The organism is Marinilabiliales bacterium (genome assembly GCA_007695015.1).
In the GTDB taxonomy this organism is placed as follows: Bacteria; Bacteroidota; Bacteroidia; order Bacteroidales; family PUMT01; genus PXAP01.
Window position 1 is genome coordinate 1 of sequence record REEN01000036.1, and the last position, 18,672, is coordinate 18,672.

At 51.6% G+C, this 18,672-nt stretch carries 10 protein-coding genes; 5 read left to right on the forward strand and 5 right to left on the reverse strand.

What is annotated here, in order from left to right:
- Positions 1 to 28 precede the first annotated feature (28 nt).
- Entirely contained in the window at positions 29 to 565 is a 537-nt protein-coding gene (locus tag EA408_03320) for a class I SAM-dependent methyltransferase (protein TVR74157.1), read from the reverse strand.
- 310 nt (positions 566 to 875) lie between these two features.
- Here EA408_03320 and EA408_03325 point away from each other — a divergent pair, with 310 nt between their 5' ends.
- The 4 genes from EA408_03325 to EA408_03340 are packed head-to-tail and all read left to right on the forward strand — an operon-like array spanning position 876 to position 10,386.
- On the forward strand, positions 876 to 4,385 hold the full coding sequence (locus EA408_03325) for a Dna2/Cas4 domain-containing protein (GenBank protein ID TVR74135.1): 3,510 nt from the start codon (positions 876 to 878) through the stop codon (positions 4,383 to 4,385).
- A complete protein-coding gene (locus tag EA408_03330; GenBank protein ID TVR74136.1) occupies positions 4,385 to 5,359 on the forward strand; it encodes a TIGR01212 family radical SAM protein in 975 nt (324 codons plus the stop codon). Before EA408_03325 ends, EA408_03330 begins: the two co-directional genes overlap by 1 nt.
- Positions 5,360 to 5,374: 15 nt before the next feature.
- Positions 5,375 to 8,272 carry a PD-(D/E)XK nuclease family protein gene (locus EA408_03335; protein ID TVR74137.1) on the forward strand — a complete coding sequence of 966 codons (2,898 nt, stop codon included), beginning with the start codon at positions 5,375 to 5,377 and terminating at the stop codon, positions 8,270 to 8,272.
- A 50-nt stretch (positions 8,273 to 8,322) separates the two neighbouring features.
- Positions 8,323 to 10,386 carry a CoA-binding protein gene (locus EA408_03340; GenBank protein ID TVR74138.1) on the forward strand — a complete coding sequence of 688 codons (2,064 nt, stop codon included), beginning with the start codon at positions 8,323 to 8,325 and terminating at the stop codon, positions 10,384 to 10,386.
- Between the two features lie 26 nt (positions 10,387 to 10,412).
- Here the strand turns inward: EA408_03340 and EA408_03345 are convergent, their stop codons facing one another.
- The 4 genes from EA408_03345 to EA408_03360 all read right to left on the reverse strand — a co-directional run bounded on the left by EA408_03345 (position 10,413) and on the right by EA408_03360 (position 16,947).
- Positions 10,413 to 13,412: a hypothetical protein gene (locus EA408_03345; protein ID TVR74139.1), complete on the reverse strand. Its 3,000-nt coding sequence runs from the start codon at positions 13,410 to 13,412 to the stop codon at positions 10,413 to 10,415.
- 170 nt (positions 13,413 to 13,582) lie between these two features.
- Entirely contained in the window at positions 13,583 to 14,758 is a 1,176-nt protein-coding gene (locus tag EA408_03350; protein ID TVR74140.1) for an oxidoreductase, read from the reverse strand.
- Positions 14,759 to 14,825: 67 nt separating this feature from the next.
- Positions 14,826 to 15,716, reverse strand: coding sequence for a hypothetical protein (locus EA408_03355; GenBank protein ID TVR74141.1), 891 nt, complete (start codon positions 15,714 to 15,716; stop codon positions 14,826 to 14,828).
- A gap of 46 nt (positions 15,717 to 15,762) precedes the next feature.
- The gene (locus EA408_03360; GenBank protein ID TVR74142.1) at positions 15,763 to 16,947 is read right to left on the reverse strand and encodes a twin-arginine translocation signal domain-containing protein; all 1,185 of its coding nucleotides are present in this window, start codon (positions 16,945 to 16,947) and stop codon (positions 15,763 to 15,765) included.
- Between the two features lie 287 nt (positions 16,948 to 17,234).
- On the opposite strand from EA408_03360, the gene EA408_03365 reads away from it, so the two are divergent.
- Complete coding sequence (locus EA408_03365) at positions 17,235 to 18,557, forward strand: pyridoxal phosphate-dependent aminotransferase (protein ID TVR74143.1); 1,323 nt, start codon at positions 17,235 to 17,237, stop codon at positions 18,555 to 18,557.
- The last annotated feature ends 115 nt before the right edge of the window (positions 18,558 to 18,672 follow it).

An 18,672-nucleotide genomic window follows, 5' to 3' on the forward strand; every position in this document is an offset into this window, starting at 1 on the left:
GCCTGCCCGGATTGCTGAGGGCCGGTCTTCAGACCGCTGTGAAGCGCACCAGGTTGTTGCCGTAAATTTCAGGCAGAAAGGAGAAATTTTCACCGATCCAGGTGATGCCTTCAGGAGTGTAGAAAAAGACATGAGTCTCGTCATTCTTGTACCACCATTTCCCAAAGTCGGTGCCGGGAAGCAGCAGTCCGCTCATACAGAAGAGATTGCCGCCTTCGTTGAGCAGCGACCTCAGCAGCCTGAATTCGCCGGCGGGGTTATGAAAATGCTCCATCACCTCACAGCAGATGATAAAATCGTACTTTACCTCCAGCTTGCCGGGGTCGTTACAGAAGAAAGGGTCGTACAGCGAAATATCATAACCCTGTTCAACCAGCATTGCAGCAGCAACCGGACCCGTACCAGCCCCGAAATCGAGTCCCCGTTCACCCGGACCGTGATGCATGGCAACCATCTCAACGAGAGGCCGGACAAAAGCTCTGTACCCCTGGTCATTGATGTCATTGTTATGCTTTTCATACCTCTCCTTTTCCCTTTCGGGGGAAGGGCGGCAGGCCGGCTCCATGAAGACCCCTGTGCAGCCATGGCACCTGCGGTACCCGGTATCCCTGAAGTGCAAAAGGAATGAGGAAGCAGAACCGCAAAGAGGGCAGCCTGCACCTTTATCCTGCCTGTTTTTGTCGTTACCGGTTTGCATGATCATCCTTTTATAGGGTTTTTCCTTTGCCGTGGACAGCCTGCTGCAGCAGACAGGGTCTCCGGTGCCGAAAGAAGTTGCTGCCGGGAACAAAATTATCATTTTCCTGCGACACTTCACAGCCGGCCGTCTTTTGCGCTGAACATACGGCCGTTCCGTTTGGGAAGAGTCAAAAATTATGCAGGGCACACATCCGCATGATAAACCGCAGCTTGAGGTCATGGTTTTTTTTCCTAATTTCGTCAATGATACAGAGGTTGCACAATGCACTCTGCAAACCGGCAGCTTTTCCACCGGCAGACAGGTTACCATACAGTTCCTTATGAACAATCTCATAGTCTACAAAGCTTCAGCCGGCTCCGGTAAAACGCACAGGCTTACCGGCGAGTATATGAAGCTTGCCTTTGCGGGCGATTTCAGGCACATCCTGGCCGTTACCTTTACCAACAAGGCCACCGCCGAGATGAAATCGAGGATCATTTATGTGCTTCACCGGCTTGCCGCGGGAGCTGAAAGCGACTACCTGGAAATGCTTGCCGGGCATCTGGGCACTGACGAGCAGGCAGTAAGGCGCAGGGCAGGAGAGATACTGAACTCCATTCTGCAGAACTACTCAAGGTTTTCGGTGGGGACAATAGACAGTTTTTTCCAGCGGATAATAAGGGGATTTGCAAGGGAGGCCGGACTGCAGTCCGCTTTCGACCTCGAACTTGATAACAGCAGGGTGCTCGACCGGGTCCTGGATATGATAATAGCTGATTGCGCCGCTGATGACGAGCTGCAGGGATGGCTGATGGATTTTGCCGAAAGCAGGATACGGGAGGGGAGGTCGTGGAATTTCAGGCAGGAGCTGGGCCGGCTGGGCCGGCAGGTATTCAGCGAGGAGTTCATGCAGATGAGGGGCGAGATGACCGGCAGGCTGTCCGATCGCTCATTCCTTGGTGAATACATGGGACAACTTCATGCCGTGGCTGCCCGCTACGAAAAGAAAATGGAAGAAGCAGGCAGGAAAGGGCTTGATATGATAGGGGGTAGGGGACTGGAGGTGGGTGATTTCAAGTACGGAAGCAGCGGGGTGGCCGGCTATTTTGAAAAGATAGCCGTTAAGAAGGAGTATGCACCCGGTAAGAGGGTGGCCGGGGTTAGCGGGGTAGGGGACTGGTTCGCGAAGAACTCGCCTAAGAGTGAGGAGATAGGGGCGCTGGTGGAGGGTGGACTTCAACAGGTGCTCGATGAAGCTCTTGATCTGTACAGTAACGGGCACCCGCTATGGGTCTCGGCAAGACATATACTCTCCAGCTTCTATACGCTGGGCATACTGAACGACATCGCCCTGCGCGTTCGTGAGGATGCAGCCGCCACCAATACCATGCTCCTGACGGAGATAGCCTCACTGCTTCGGGGAATTATCGGGAGCAATGAGGCTCCTTTCATATATGAGAAGACCGGGTGGTTCTACAGGAACTATATGATTGACGAGTTCCAGGATACCTCAAGGGTGCAATGGCAGAACTTCATACCGCTGATAATAGAAAGCCTTGGAAAGGGGCAGCGCAACATACTGGTGGGTGATGTCAAGCAGTCCATTTACAGGTGGAGGAACAGCGACTGGAACATACTGGCTTCGGAGGTCGAAGAGGCCGCGGGAAGGCATGGCTGCCTTGTCGAGACCCTTGGTTACAACTGGCGCAGCAGGAGGATGGTAACCGGTTTCAATAATGCCCTCTTCGGCGATGCTCCCCGGCTCATGACAGATCAGCTGGGCAGGGAATGTGCCGTTGCAGGATTCGGCGAAACGGAAACTGCCGCCCTGCAGGAGCAGATCAGGAACGCTTACGCCGGCCATGCTCAGATGGTCCCCGAAAGGGCTGACCGTGAAGGGGGTTACGTGCAGGTAACCTTTGGCGACAACAGCGCCGGTAGCTTTAGGGAGGAGGTGCTCAGCCGGCTTCCCGGAATGCTCCTGGATATATTGTCAAGGGGTTTTGATCTGAGAGATATCGCCATCCTGGTCAGGAACAACCGCGATGGCAACGAGATAGCCAGCATGCTGCTGGAATGGCAGGCGTCGCACAGGGAAGGAGGGAGCAGCCTTGCCTTCATATCGGAGGAGTTCCTGCTTCTTAACGAATCGGTGTCGGTGCGTCTCCTGCTTGCACTGATACGGTATATTGCCGATCCGTCGGAAAAGCTTGACAGGGCTGTCATTATAAACGAATATTGCAGGTACCTGGAGCAGGCCCCTGCAGGGTATGGCAACGACCACCTGCTGTTCGGGCTTCAGGACAACTACCTGGACGAGGGATGGGACAGGCTAATGCCGCCCGGGTTCACCGGGGGACTTGCTGAGCTCGGCAGACTCTCCATCTATGAACTCGTTGAGCAGCTTATCAGTTGTTTCGGTCTTGACAGGAGGGAGAGGGAGATTCCCTTTTTGATGGCATTCCAGGATGCCGTGGTCGACTATTCCCGGAGGGAATCCGGCAGTCCGGCCGCTTTCGCGCAGTGGTGGGAGGAAAATGGGGCAAGGCTTGCGGTGAGCAGTAACGATAACCAGGATGCCGTACGCATCATGACCATCCATAAGTCGAAGGGACTGCAGTTCAGGGTTGTAGTGGTGCCTTTCGGGGACTGGCTCACTGATCATAATACGTTGTTTGACAATTTCCTGTGGTGCAGACCACGTGTGCAACCGTTTGACGGGTTGCCGCTGGTGCCGGTAAGATACAGGTCCGACCTGGCTGGCAGCATTTTTGCTGCCGATTATTTCAGTGAGAAGATGCAGGTGTTCGTAGATAACCTGAACCTCCTGTATGTGGCGCTCACCCGTGCGGCCGACGAGCTGTACGTGCATGCTCCCCTGCCAGGAGAAAAACGGATTGAAAGTGGTGATATAAAGAGCGTGTCGGATTTGCTCTATTTTGTTTTGCGGCAGAAACCGAGGGGGGCAGGAAGTGGCGGGATGGAACCGGTGGAAAATACCGGCAGTGTGAAGTTCCAGGGGAAGGAGCCGGTGGAAATACCTGACAGTACAAAGGTGCAGGAGCAGGATGGCGGTGCCGGGATGCCCGGACAGTGGGATACCTCGGGTGCCGTCTACAGCTGCGGATCGAAGCTGACCGTCGAGCCTTCCGCGAAGGATCGCCCCGGGGAGGCACTTGTTGCAGAAAGATACCGTGTGCATGATGTGGTTAACAAGCCGGGCCTGCGTCTTGCAGGGACACCCCGGGCTGCCTCTGTCGCCGACAGCGACGACCCGGCAGTGCTGGGAAGACTTATACACGATATCTTCGCCGATATTGTGGTGGCGGGAGATATTGAACGGGCCGTGATGAAACGGTGTTTTGAGGGACGCCTCAGCTCAGACCGGGCTGAAAGGTTATCGGCCGGCATTGCATCTCTTATTGAAAAGAGCGGTGCAGCTTCCTGGTTTGACGGGAGCTGGAAGGTGATGAACGAGGCGTCGGTGCTCCTTCCGGGCGGCATGACACGAAGACCCGACAGGGTCATGATAAGGGACAGAGAGGTTGTGGTGGTGGACTACAAATCGGGCGCCGGGGAGTCTGAGCAGCACGGCGCGCAGATGCGCGGCTATATCAGGGATATTGAGAGTATGGGGTATGACAGGGTCAGGGGATTTCTCTGGTATACGGGTAAGGGAAAAATCGTTGAAGTAAAAACCGGCTGATGATCAAAGGTGAACAGACATACGCATGGGGCAGCAGGCGAAGGTTCAACTCGCTGGCGGACTACTTCAAAAGAGAGTTTGGCGGGAGGGTCCAGAAGGTATCAGTAAATGCCGGCTTTACCTGTCCTAACCGTGACGGAACCGTGGGCACCGGCGGATGCACCTTCTGTGACAGCACCACCTTCGTGCCGGCGTATTGCCTGCCCGGGAAGTGCGTGAGGGAGCAGATTGAAACAGGTATAAGGTTCCACGCCAGGAGGTACCGGCGGGCAGAAAGCTTCCTTGCCTATTTCCAGTCGTATACCAATACATACTCCGATACAGCGACTCTGGAGCGTATCTGGAACGAGGCCCTGTCGGTGCCTGGCATCAGGGGAATAGTGGTGGGCACCAGGCCCGATTGTGTTGATGATGATGTACTGTATCTTATGGCTGATATGGCTTCTCGCTGCTATTTTGTTGCCGAATTCGGTATCGAGTCCTGTAACGACCAGACGCTGAAAGATGTTAACAGGGGACATGATTTTGCCACCGCTGTGAGAGCCATAAAAAAAACTTCCGCCTTAGGGATAAAGACCGGGGGGCACATGATATTCGGACTTCCGGGAGAGACCCGGGAGGAGATGCTGGCATCAGCACCGGTACTCTCGGAGCTTCCGTTGCACAGCCTTAAGTTCCATCAGCTGCAGATAGTTAAAAATACACCGATAGCGGAGCTTTACAGCAGGGATCCGGGAAGGTTCAGGCTGTTCGAACTGGATGAGTACCTGGATTTCATAGCCGGGTTTGTTGAAAGACTTAACCCTGCCATAATCGTCGAGAGGTTTGCGGGAGAGCTGCCGCTCCGGAGCATTGCAGGCGGCATAAGGTGGGGGGTGAGGAATGACAGGATCGCAGCTATGTTTGAAAAGAAGCTGGAGGAGAGGGACAGCTGGCAGGGGAAATACTACAGGGGCGCTGGCAGCGATGCCTGATAAAAACAGAGCTATATGCAACCATTTCTGAAAAGTGTGGCCGAGTACCTGTACGGCAAGTACGGTGAAGAACTGGGTGATTGTGCCATGATATTTCCCGGAAGGCGTGCCGGCCTTTTCTTCAGGAACTACCTCGGCGGACTGGTGAAAAGGCCACTTTGGATGCCGGGGGTGATGACCATATCGGACCTGATGGGGGAGCTGAGCGGGATGCAGGCAGCAGACAGTATTACCCTTAACCTGAAGCTCTACAATGTTTTCAGGTCGGTTACCGGCAGTACCGAGGAGTTTGACCGTTTTTACAACTGGGGGGAGGTGATGATAAGGGATTTTGATGAAGCAGACAAATACCTTGTTGATGCAGATAAGCTGTTCATGAACATCAGTGCACTGAAGGATATTGAAAACCACTTTGATTTCATGTCGCCTGAGCAGGTTGAACTGGTCAGGCAGTTCTGGGGCAGTTTCAACCAGGGATCCCCCTCCGGGCATCAGAAGGAGTTCCTCTGGATATGGGAGGCGCTGTATAATATATATATGAAATACAGGGAACTTCTTTCCGGCGAAGGCATGGCCTATGAGGGTATGATCTTCAGGCATGTGGCGGGACTGGTGGAGGATGACAAACTGCCCGGCACCGGTGCCGTAAAATATTTTGTTGCCGGCTTCAACGCCCTTAACGAGTGTGAGAAGAGGCTTTTTGACCATCTGAAGAAGGAAGGGAGGGTGGAGTTCTTCTGGGATTACGACGAATACTACACAAATGACGGATTGCACCAGGCGGGTCTTTTTATGAGGGAAAACATCAGGCGGTATCCTCATGACGGATATGAAGGGGATACCGGAAACCTGTCAGTTACCCCGCCTGATATCGACATAGTTGCAGTTCCCTCCAATACCGGGCAGGCCAAGATAATGGAAGAGGCGGGACTTGATCCGGGTGCCGGCGATGACCCGTTGAAGTCGGCCATCATACTTCCCGACGAAAGCCTTCTGATGCCCGTGCTGTCGTCTCTGCCTGATGAGGCGGGCAGCGTCAACATTACCATGGGATACCCGCTGAAGGAGACAAGCCTGTTCGGTTTTGCCATGCTTCTGGCCGATATGCAGCTGGCGTCACACACCGGCAGCAAAGGAAAACTCACATTTCCGGGGAGGGAGGTGATCTCACTGCTGCGTCACCCCGAATACCCTGCAGAGGCGAGGGAGGAGGCCATGCAGCTTGTAAGCGCCATCAGGAAAAATAATATGCTGCGCGTTGAAAGCCGGATTGCAGGGCGGGGTGAGATGGGGCGGCTTGTATTCAGAAAAGCTGACGGCGGCATGGAATTGCTGCATTACCTGCTGGAGATCCTCGAATACATGGAGAGGCTGCGTTCACCCGGCAACGGAGAAGGTGATGACGATGGATTGCCTGAAAAGAGTGACGTTGTCATCCCCGGAAGGGAATTCCTGAGCAGTATGTGCACTGCACTGCGACGGCTGAGGGATACCGTTGCCGGCGCAGGTACGGCAATCGGTTCAGCGACCATGGTGAAGCTACTAAAGAGGGTGCTCTCATCGGTCAGGATACCGTTTCACGGTGAGCCGCTGGGCGGGCTACAGGTTATGGGGGTGCTGGAGACCAGGGGACTTGATTTTGAGAATGTGCTGTGGCTGTCGATGAATGAGGGCGTGTTCCCTTCTGTGATGCCTGCCCCCTCGTTCATACCCTATACACTGAGGGCGGCATACCGGCTGCCGCGCCATGAACAGCACGAGGCCGTCTATTCCTACTATTTTTACAGGCTGCTGCACAGGGCAAATAAGGTTACTCTTGTTTACAATACACGCAGCGACGGGTTATACACCGGGGAGGTGAGCAGGTACATCCATCAGCTACAATACTCGGGTCTTTTCAAAGTCCGGCAAAGGAACCTTGTGTTCAGCCTCAGTCCCCCTGACCAGCGCCCGGTTCTGATTGAGAAGTCCCCCGACATCATGGAGAGGCTCCGTGAGATTGCCGGTGCCGGCAGATCACAGGGATACCTGTCCGCCAATGCCCTGAACAGCTACATGGATTGCTCCATGAGGTTTTATTTCAGGTATATTGCGCGACTGCAGGAGCCGGAGAAGATGACGGGCGGGATCGATATGGCGGCCTTCGGCAGCCTTCTGCACAGGGCGGCCTTTTTCCTGTATGAGCCGCTGGCCGGGAAAATGGTGACAGTTGATGATATTGACCGGATGACAGGAAAAAGCGGCATTACAGAGAATTGTGTCGAGCGGGCTTTCCTTGACCCCGGCGGAGATGAACCTGGTTACCCGTTGCCGGAGACTGACGGACTGGCAAGGATAGCCGGGGGAGTGCTTGCATCATATCTGAGACAGATTCTGGAAAGGGACAGGAGGGAGGCACCTTTCGAAATTGTCGCACTGGAACAGAGGTACCGTAATAATATATCTCTTTCCGGAGGACAGGGTGAAACGGAGATCGCCACGGGAGGCATAATTGACCGTATTGACCGCTCACAGGGTGTGACAAGGGTTGCCGACTACAAGACAGGTGGTGACGACGCGATATACCGGACCATGGAGTCCCTTTTTGAACGGGAGGATCCGAAAAGGAAAAAGGCGGTGTTCCAGACCTTCTTCTATTCCTGGCTCTATATAAGGCAGGGGGGAGGCGGACCTGTAAGGCCTCTCATTTACCAGGTCAAAAAGTTGTTCTCTGATGAAGAGATGGTGATAGGAGAGAAGCCTGACAGGAGTCCGCCACGGCCGGTGAACGATTTCAGGGAGTATATGGGCCCTTTTGAAGAGAACATGACGCTTCTGCTGGAGGAGATCTTTGATGAGGGAACGCCCTTCAGGCAGGCCGGTGAAAGGAGTATTTGCAGGTATTGCCCCTACAGGGTCCTGTGTCACAGGTAAAAGATTACATAATATAACCAGTAAAACAGTAATTGTAAAAAAGAAACGGTATGATCAACAAACATCTCACTGATCCGCGCAGCATAGTCGTCGTGGGTGGCTCCAATGATGTCAGGAAACCAGGGGGCAAGGTAGTAAAGAATATAATTGACAACGGGTATACAGGCGACCTCTTTGTTGCCAATCCCAAAGAAGATACTGTGCAGGGTGTTAAAAGCTACAGGAATATGGAGGACCTCCCCGGGGCCGACCTTGCAATTCTGGCCGTTGCCGCCCGTCACTGCCTGCCTGCGATAGAGCTGCTGGCAAAAAAGAAGAGCACAAAAGCATTCATAATACTTTCTGCCGGTTTCTCTGAAGAGAGTGCGGAGGGAGCAGAGATGGAAAGGAAGATAGTGGAGGTGATCAACTCAGCAGGTGCATGCCTTATCGGTCCCAACTGCATCGGTATGATGAACGGCAGGCATGCAAGTGTCTTTACCACTCCGGTCCCCCGGCTGCATGAGGGGGGGGTGGACTTTGTTTCAGGATCTGGCGCAGTGGCGGTCTATACGATGGAGGCAGGTTATGATGTTGGACTTTCCTTCGCGTCGGTCTGGTCGGTAGGTAACAGCGCCCAGACCGGTGTGGAGGAGGTGGTGAAGTATCTGGATGAGACTTTCGACAGGCGTTCAAGCTCCAGGATCAAGCTGCTCTATATGGAGAGCGTGAAGAAACCCGATATGCTGCTCAGGCATGCTTCATCGCTTATCAGCAAGGGATGCAGGATTGCCGCAATAAAATCGGGATCATCGGAAGCGGGCAGCAGGGCTGCTACTTCGCATACCGGAGCTCTTGCAGGTTCTGATGCGGCAGTAAGTGCGCTGTTCCGCAAGGCGGGGATTGTGAGGTGCCGCAGCAGGCAGGAGCTTATTAACGTAGCAGGGGTATTCATGCACAGTCCGCCGGCAGGTAACAGGTACGCCATAATAACACATGCCGGAGGTTCGGCGGTTATGCTTACCGACACCCTTTCGGAGGGCGGACTTGAGGTGCCGCCTATCGAGGGGGAGCACAGCCGGGAGCTGCTCTCCATGTTGTATCCCGGATCCTCGGTTGCCAATCCCATCGATTTTCTTGCCACGGGAAACGCTGAACAGCTCGGCCATATCATTGACCATTGTGAGGAGAAGTTTGACAATATCGATGCAATGGCGGTTATTTTCGGGAGTCCCGGTCTGGCACCCGTGTTTGATGTGTATGACCTGCTTCATGAAAAGATGGATAGCTGCAGTAAACCGATATATCCTGTACTGCCTTCTGTAATAAATGCAGCAGAGGAGATCAGGGCCTTTACTGAACGGGGACGTTTCTGTTTCAGGGATGAAGTGGCGCTGGGGCAGGCGCTTAACATCGTTTCTTCGACGCCGCATCCTGTCCCGGCAACCGTTACATTGCCGGCCCTGGATAACGCAACGATCAGAGAGGTTGTGGAGAGTAATCCTGCAGGATACCTTGAACCGGGAGAGATCAACAGGCTGCTTGATGCAGCGGGGATCCCAAGGGTTGCAGAAGCCGTGACAAATGATCCCGGAGATGCCGTTTACAGGGCGGGGTTGTTCGGATACCCTGTCGTGATGAAGGTGGTAGGACCCCTGCACAAATCGGATGCCGGTGGTGTTGTGCTGAATATTGAAGATGAAGACCGGGTCAGGCATGAATTCGGCAGACTGATGTCAATTGAGGGTGCTGTGGCGGTCATGATACAGCCTATGTTGTCAGGCACCGAAATATTTGCCGGTGTCAAGCAAGAGCCCCCGTTCGGGCATTTGGTGCTTGGAGGACTTGGTGGAATTTTTGTCGAGGTTTTCAGCGATGTTGCCGGGGGACTGGCGCCATTGCACCAGGAAGAGGCGCTTGATATTATCGGTCGGATCAGGGGAAAAGCTGTTCTTGAGGGCACAAGGGGCCTGAAAGGGGTAAACACCGGCATGTTTGCCGATATACTGGTCAGGCTTTCTGCACTGGTGCAGGCCGCCCCCGAAATAGCTGAAATGGATCTGAACCCACTTCTCGGCACTCCCGACCGGGTGATAGCGGTGGATGCACGTATAAGTATAAATAAAACTACCTGACACCCGGGGCTCTGCCCCGTCATAACCTATTGATTGGTTTCTGTGGCACCTGAATCTTTCCTGCCCTCTTTATCCTGGTAGGGGGGGCAGATGTAGATCTTCGCATGGTCCTTGACCTTGACCACCGGAGCATAAAGCATGGCTGGGGCATCGATAGGTTTTTCCCTGCTTGTTACATACACATGACCCTGCATAAGTATGCCTGTCTTATCTTTAATGGTGACGCTTTCTTCGTCGCCCGGGAAAATCACCTCTCCTGTGGATATCCATTTTTTCAGCTTGTTTCGCCTCCACTTGTTGTAGGGCTCCATTTTAGCCAGGTAGTTTTCAACAAAACGGCTGCCGGCTATCTTCCATAACCTCAGCTCCAGCTCGGGTGACTCCTTCATGAGCTTCTCCATCATTTTGACAGGAAGCTTCAGGGCAGTCACCGGCTGTTCGGCAGTGACGGTGGCAGTGCGGGAAACACCCATAAGTGGAGCCATTTCGCCTATAACGGTGCCCGGGCCGAGGATGTCGATTACCGAATTGCCCATCTCAACTATTACATTTCCCCTGAGTATGACAAACAGGCCTTCGCCTGATTTGTCCTGCTTTGAAAGCTTTTCGCCTACCGAGAACACCCTTGTTGTAAAGGATGCAACAACCTTATTGAATACTTCAGGCTCCAGCCCCTTGAGCCATTCAGCCTCATTAAGCATTTTCATCGCTTCGGGAGCTTTATACTGCGGCGGCCGGTCAATGAGTGATTTCATCTGGGCTTCAATGCCGCCAAGCATCTTGGCTGCCTCGTCCGGCTCTATTCTGCCGCCCTTGAGAAGCCTTTTTACGGTGTTTCGCTGGTGGTTCAGGGTCGATCTGATCGCCTGCCTTGTTTCGATGGCATTATAGATCTCAGGGAAAGCCTCTTTGAGGTTTCTCAGGAATGTAAGACCCTGAATGCGGTTTTCGGCTATTTCGTCTTCAATGATGGTCAGGTTGCGTGCTTCCTTGCTGTCATCGCCGGCATCGGAGCTGACCGACATATGAAGGCTTGCCACCAACTTCTCAACCTCTTCCTGGGCCGTCACAAATCCCCTGGCGGAGTCATAACTGACTGCCAGCCTTTCGAAGAAAAAGCGTTCGGCAATTCTTCCAACCACAGGAATGGACTGCATAATGTTCATGTACCTGGGCGTTTTCCAGAACTGCTCAAGGTCCTTTCTCTGTGAGAGGGATATATTGCCTCCGGCATCAAGCAGAACGTCAATATCATCAGAAAGCTGCTGTACAGCGGCGGGGCCCAGGAGTCCCTCACTGAACTGCCGCCAGTAGCTTGCCTTCTCTTTCTGAAGGAGCCGTTTCCTGGTTTCTGATATTGCTTCCAGCTGTAACTCCTTCTGTTCATCTTCTGCTTCCTGATCATCAGGTTTTTCAGGCAGGTACTCTTTAACGGCATTCCAGTTTGCACCACTCATAAACCTGTCTTCTTTAAGTTTTTCTATTGCATTTTCCGTACTTCTGTGGATATATCTTTTGGCACTCTCCACCATGGCAAGTTTTGCCGAGCCAACGCGTGTGAGTCCCAGTTTCTCAACCAGGGTTTTTATGGTTGTGGCATTGACAAGGGAGTACAGGATCACCATACCGGCAGTAAGCGAAAGGATCTCGTTACGGATATTTTCGGCTATGCTCATTTCCGAAGCGACAATAAGCGCCAGTGCCAGTGAGATGGCACCCCTTAGTCCGCCCCACCAAACCACTACCCCATCCTTTTTTGAGAGGCCGTAACCAACCCTGGCCATAAGCGGGTAGAAACCGGTTATAACCAGAGCCCTGATAATAATGGTTGCAAAATATAGTATCAACAATATCAGCAGGTCGGAAGGGGCAAAGGTAATGCTCCGGGCTATGACAACGCCAACGATGAGGAATATCAGTGTGTTGGCTATGAAGGCGGCAAGCTCCCAGAATTCGTGGAGGAAGTGTCCTACCTCCGGACTGATGCGGGTGCGCCCGGCACCTGCCATAATTACCCCGAATGCAACCACCGCAAGAATTCCCGATACATGAAAAAATCCCTCGGCAACGAAAAAGGAGAGGTAAGCGGCACCGATTATGACAGTTATTTCGAAGAGGGCATCATTGAAAACCCTCTTTACCCAGTTAATAACTATAATACCGATAAGGATCCCGATAAAGGTGCCTCCAAGGGCAACCTTTATGAATTCGAGCAGTACAGGCGTGTCACTGCCGGCGCCGGTTATTGAAAGCAGGAGCACCATGAAGATAACGATGGCTGTACCATCATTCAGTAGCGATTCGCTCTCAATAAGGGTCCCCAGCTTTTTGCTGGCCCCTAGCTCCTTGAGGATGGATACAACGGCCACAGGGTCGGTGGCGCAGACTATAACGCCAAATAAAAGGGCCACGGGCCATGTCCAGTGATGCAGTCCGAGTCCCAGTCCCTTTATTCCCATGGCCGTTGCTCCGGTAAGGACAAGGGCCACTATTATTCCCGGTACGGCAAGTATAAACCCGTTTCCTACCGATTTTTTGAAAGTATGAATATCAAGGGCGAAGGCAGCCTCAAAGAGGAGTGCCGGCAGGAACACAAACAGTATGATGTGCGGATCTATGTTACCGGCCCAGTTAACGGACTGGGCAAGGATACCGAGATCGATACGGAAGGATCCGAAGCCGATTATGCCAAAAATGCCGAAACGGCTGGCAAATCCCAACAAAAGCCCGAATACAAAAAGGGTGATGGTAAAAGGAAGGGGACTTTTCTTGAGGAAGTGCCTGGTTGCTGTTCCTATAAAAAGGGCTAGTATGATAAAGAAAAGCGGGCTCATATCGCCATCATGGTGGTCGGCGCCTGAGTGGTCGTGTCCGCCTGCTGTCCCCTCGGCATACATTTCATAAATTTCTGAGCTATGCCACGGTGCTGATTCTCCGGGCGGGGCTGCAAGGGAAGATTGGGAAAAAAATAAAAAAGGCAGGGAGAAAATAATTCCGGCAAATAAAAAAGTTGTGAACTTTTGCATGATCTGAAGAAGTTTAATGGTTATTTCAGTCTTCTGACACGATCACTAAAAGTACAAAAAAATTTTGTTCTCGCAGATAATAATTTATGCCAAAAAAAAGCGGGCAATGAACCCGCTTTTTTTCACCTGAAGGAGATGTTTTAATATGAACCTGCTGGTGCCGTATTGTATTACCCTGTAAGGAATTCCCGGGGGACCATACGGATCCTGTCGATATCCCTGATCTTTTCTGCAACATCAAATCCCTGTATGCATTTCACATTGCAGGAATCGCAATTTGCACACGCATCTCCGTCTATCTCCAGTTTATCCATGGTTTCGCGCGCAAGCGCTGTTCGACTGTATCCGTAGGCATACATGTAGGAACGCATGATCTCGTTGACAGGCAGGTCTCTTATGCACTGGTCCGCACACTTTTCACATCCTAGGCAGAACATACCGGTATCTGCCTGGTCAATCCTGAGATCCCTCAATTCATCAGGGGTCAGACCAATGTCATGATTGACTTCAAAGTTTTCCTCAAGTTCCTGGAATGTATCCATACCCGGAATGGAAGAGTGAATGTTGGGATTCTGAAAAACATATTTTAGAGCCGCCTTTACATTGATAGGATCCTTCCTTTCCCTGTCCCAGTATGCACCTGCCATCGTCTTCATTGCAATGATGCCGGTTCCTGCAGCAGCAGCATAGTCGATGGCTTCATTTATTTCATTGAAATGCTCCATCCGGAAGTTATATGCTGTAAAGACCACATCATATACACCGCTGTCTGCAACAGCCCGTATCACCTCGGGTTCGTTCGAGTGAGTCGATACAGTAAGGAACCGGGCTTTACCCTGTTCCTTTATTTTGGAGAAAGCTTTAAGCCTGGTTTCATCAAGAGTATGCTCGCGCGATGCCGATGCATGAAGTCCCAGCATATCAACATAGTCCAGTCCCAGTCGTCCGAGACTGGTTTCGAACGCCTCCATGATCTGTTCTTCGGTATCGCCTCTGAGTCTTGTTGCAATATAATATGAATCCCTGTCCCTGTTTTTCAGCACCTGGCCCAGCATCTCTTCGTTCCTGCCGTTATTGTATCCGTGGGCGGTATCAATCAATGTCATGCCCATGTCAAGCGCCAGGTTGACGATCCGGGGATTATCGGAACGCACGAAGCCAAGGTTCACGAGCGGCAGTTTGATTCCGGTTTTTCCGAGTGTCCGGTATATTATCCCGTTTTCTGCTGTCAGGGACTTACCATGGGTTGTGGCTGCCCTCAGGGGACCGGCAGCTGTGAGGAGTCCGCCGGCAGCTCCTGCAGCAGAAAGCTTAAGGAACTTTCTGCGGTCAAATGATCTTTGCATTCAGTTATATATTATGAGGTTAATATTAAATATCAGGTTGCAGCTGATGCTTTTTCCTGAAACTGCTTTAATTCCCTGAGAAAAGGGCCAGATATTTCTCCTGCAGCTCACTGTTTTCAAGATTGTAGTATCCGTAGAGCCGGTTGCCTTTCCATACTATGCCAACTTCACCGTTCCACCTGTCAGCTACCCTGTGTACACCCTCCTGCAGATCTGCATCTTGTCCGCTGAATTCATAATAGCTGGCAAGTAACTGCCGGCTCTCTTCTTTTGTCTCATTCTCAATCAGAAACAGGTTGTACCTCTCTCCCTCTCTCTCATAGGTGCTGACAAATGCACGCGACAGGAACTGGTGGCCAAGGAAGTTGGTGTTGATGAACTCTTCGGAGAACGCCACTTTGTGTTCTTCTGGCAGACTCGTTACAATTGCGGGAAATTGCGGGTCGGGATCGATCATGTCTGAAACATGACGGGCCAGCTTATTCATTGCCTGCTCTGTATCAGCCGAGCGGTCATGACTCCTGATCTTGACGTAGCAATCGCCGACAAAGAAGTGCAGGACTCCGGGCGCCCTGTACCCCTGCACCCCGATATCAACCAGCTCGGGTGACATGGGGCGTTCCTGTGAGTATACGCCGAATGCGCGTACGGGACCTCCCTGCCTGTAAATTTCCATTACAATGTACACGCTTTCGTCTTCCGTGCTGATATATTCAGCCCAGAAGAGCTCGATGAAGTCATATGCATAGAAAAGGTCAGCCGCCCCGTTTATGATGTCCCACAATGTTTCTGGTGTATATACATCGATATCGGACTGCCTTTCCCAGCCGTCAATTGCCGGAAAGTACCTGTCCGGTCCGGCTTTGAGGGGACCGGAAAAGCCTGAAAGGATAAGCAGTACTGCAATAATTCCCGGTAAAACCGTTTTTCTGTTGGTGAAGTAATTACGTGTCTTCATATCTTTTGTTTTTCCTGTGTTACAAAAATACCGTGCCAATATCTCTCTATGTTATGAATTCTGACGGGACCTGGCGTATTCTGTCAATATCTTTGATCTTGCCGGCTACATCGAATCCCTGGGTGCATTTTACCGCGCAGGAAGTGCAGCTTTCACATGCAGGGCCTATCAGGTCAAGCGAATCCATTGTTGCCCGGGAAAGGGAGAGGTCCCTGTATCCGTAGGCATACATGTAGGATCGCATCATATCGGGCACAGGTAATTTTTGGCGACATTGTGCCGTGCACTTTTCACAGCCAAGGCAGTACATGCCCGTATCTGCAGTGTCAAGCCTCAGATCGCCAATCTCACCGGGTGTCATGGATATATCCTTCATGACTTCAAAGTTGTCTTCCAGCTCCTGGAAGGCAGTAACGCCGGGAATTGAGGTGTGAATATTCTCATTCTGCAGCGCCCACTTCAGGGCGGCCCTGGTATTTATCGGGTCCTGGCGTTCCCTGTCCCAGTATGCTCCGGCCATGGTTTTCATTACGATTACACCCAGTCCGGCCCCGGCAGCTTCGGCAATCGCGTCTTTCAGATCCGGGAGATTTCCCATGTTGAAGTTATAGGCAGGGCAAACAACATCATACTCGCCGCTTTCTACGGCAGCCCTGATAACTTCCGGTTCGTTCGAGTGGGTTGTGACACCTATAAACCTGGTGCGGCCCTGTTCCCTGAGCTTCATGAGTGCTCCCAGATGTTCCTCCTGCAGCACCGCTTCGCGTGAAGAGGGGCCATGAAGGTACAGTATGTCTACATAATCCAGCTTCAATCTTTCCAGGCTTATTTCAAAGGTTGATATAAACTCTTCGGTCGACATATCTGTGCCCCTTGCACTTACCTTTGTTGCCAGGTAGAAAGAGTCCCTGGGCCTGTTTTCGAGAAGCTGTCCCAGCATCTCCTCGTTCCTGCCGTTCTGGTAGCCGTGTGCCGTGTCAAGCAGGGTCATTCCCCCGTCAAGCGCCATGGTAACGATCCTTGGGTTGTCTACTCTCATAACCCCGAGATTCACCACCGGAAGGCTCATGCCTGTCCGCCCGAGCGTCCTGTGAATTATCCCATTGGTTGCAGTGGTTTTAGAAAAGGTGGAAGTACCGGCATGCAGCGACCCGCTCCCGGCCAGAATGCTTCCGGCTGCTCCTGCTGCCGAAAGTTTCAGGAAATTTCTACGGTCAAGTGATCTGCTCATAGCAAAAAAATTTTGAGGGTTTCTATCATTATATTTATATATGACAATAGTGAGTATCTATTTGCATTTTAAGATTTTGATACTCTATAAAAACGGAAAAATAACAAAATATTGGCCGTTAATAAGCAATACTTTTGCAATATATATCTGGATTAATTATACATAACTGCGGTCTGGTTGCTGCCCCTGCAGGTTTTCTCATGACTAAAATCATGTATGTTAAGCAGCAGGAATCCCGGTTTTCAAGGTTAAAACAGCATATCTTTGCTCTAATAATATCTTAAAACATGGAGAAATCAGTAACTGTAAACTGCGAAACGGTATCGGACCTTATCAAAAAAAACAACCTGGCTGACCTGGGCAAGGCGAATATCAGGGACATTGTGCGGCTTGTAAACCAGCTTGAAGCATCCACCGGTGTGAAATACATCAGGATGGAGATGGGGGTGCCGGGTCTTGATACCTGTCCGATAGGTATTGAGGCTGAAAAGGAAGCTCTCGATAAGGGTGTTGCATCAGGTTACCCCATGATTGAGGGGGTGTCAGTGCTGAAAAAGGAGGCCTCGAGGTTTGTAAAACTGTTCATGAATATAGATGTTGACCCTGAAGGGTGTGTGCCGTCAGTCGGATCACTGCAGGCAAGTATGGCTGCATTCATGACAGTGGGGAGAGCTGACAGCAACAAGGATACCGTGTTGCTGATCGATCCCGGCTTTCCCGTGCATAAACAGCAGCTTAACGTGCTGGGCCTGAATTACGAATGCTTTGATGTTTACAATTACAGGGGCGAAAAGCTGAGGAATAAGCTGGAGGCATACCTGTCGGCCGGAAACATCAGCTCTATTCTGTATTCCAATCCCAATAACCCGGCATGGATATGCTTTTCTGAAAAGGAGCTTGCCACAATTGGCGAACTCGCAAATAAATATGACACGGTAGTACTCGAGGATCTTGCCTATTTCGGAATGGACTTCAGAAGCGATATATCTGTTCCGGGAGAGCCTCCCTACCAGGCCACAGTTGCTTCCTATACTCCCAATTACATACTTCTGCTTTCAAGTTCAAAAGCATTCAGCTATGCAGGCCAGCGAACCGGACTTATGGTAATATCAGATTCGCTTTTCGGGAGGTCGTATCCCGGACTGAAAAGGTTCTTTACATCCGACAAGCTGGGCTATGCCATGGTTTACGGCTCATTATACTCATTGTCGGCGGGGACAAACCATTCGTCCCAGTACGGCCTTGCTGCCATGCTTAAGGCTGCCTCCGACGGCATCTATAATTTTGTTGATAATGTACGGGAGTATGGGGAGAGGGCTGCTATTATGAAAAAAATGTTCACCGGCAACGGGTTCAGGATTGTTTACGATATGGATGAGGACAGGCCGGTAGGCGACGGGTTCTATTTTACGGTCTCTTACCCGGGAATGCAGGGTGGTGAGCTGCTTGAGAACTTACTCTGTTTCGGGATCAGTGCAATTTCGCTTGAGATCACAGGCAGCACCCGCAAGGAAGGTTTGCGTGCTTGCGTGTCGCAGATATCGCGCGATCAGCTTCCGGTCCTTGAGGAGAGACTTAAGGGCTTTAATGAGCGCTATGGAAGTGATTAGGCATTTATTTCCCAAAAATCCGCATATTTGTCAAATGATATTAATCATTAGTGTTTTTGGCCGGAATACCTATTTTTGAAAAACATAATACAAATAAGTATAATATATTACACAG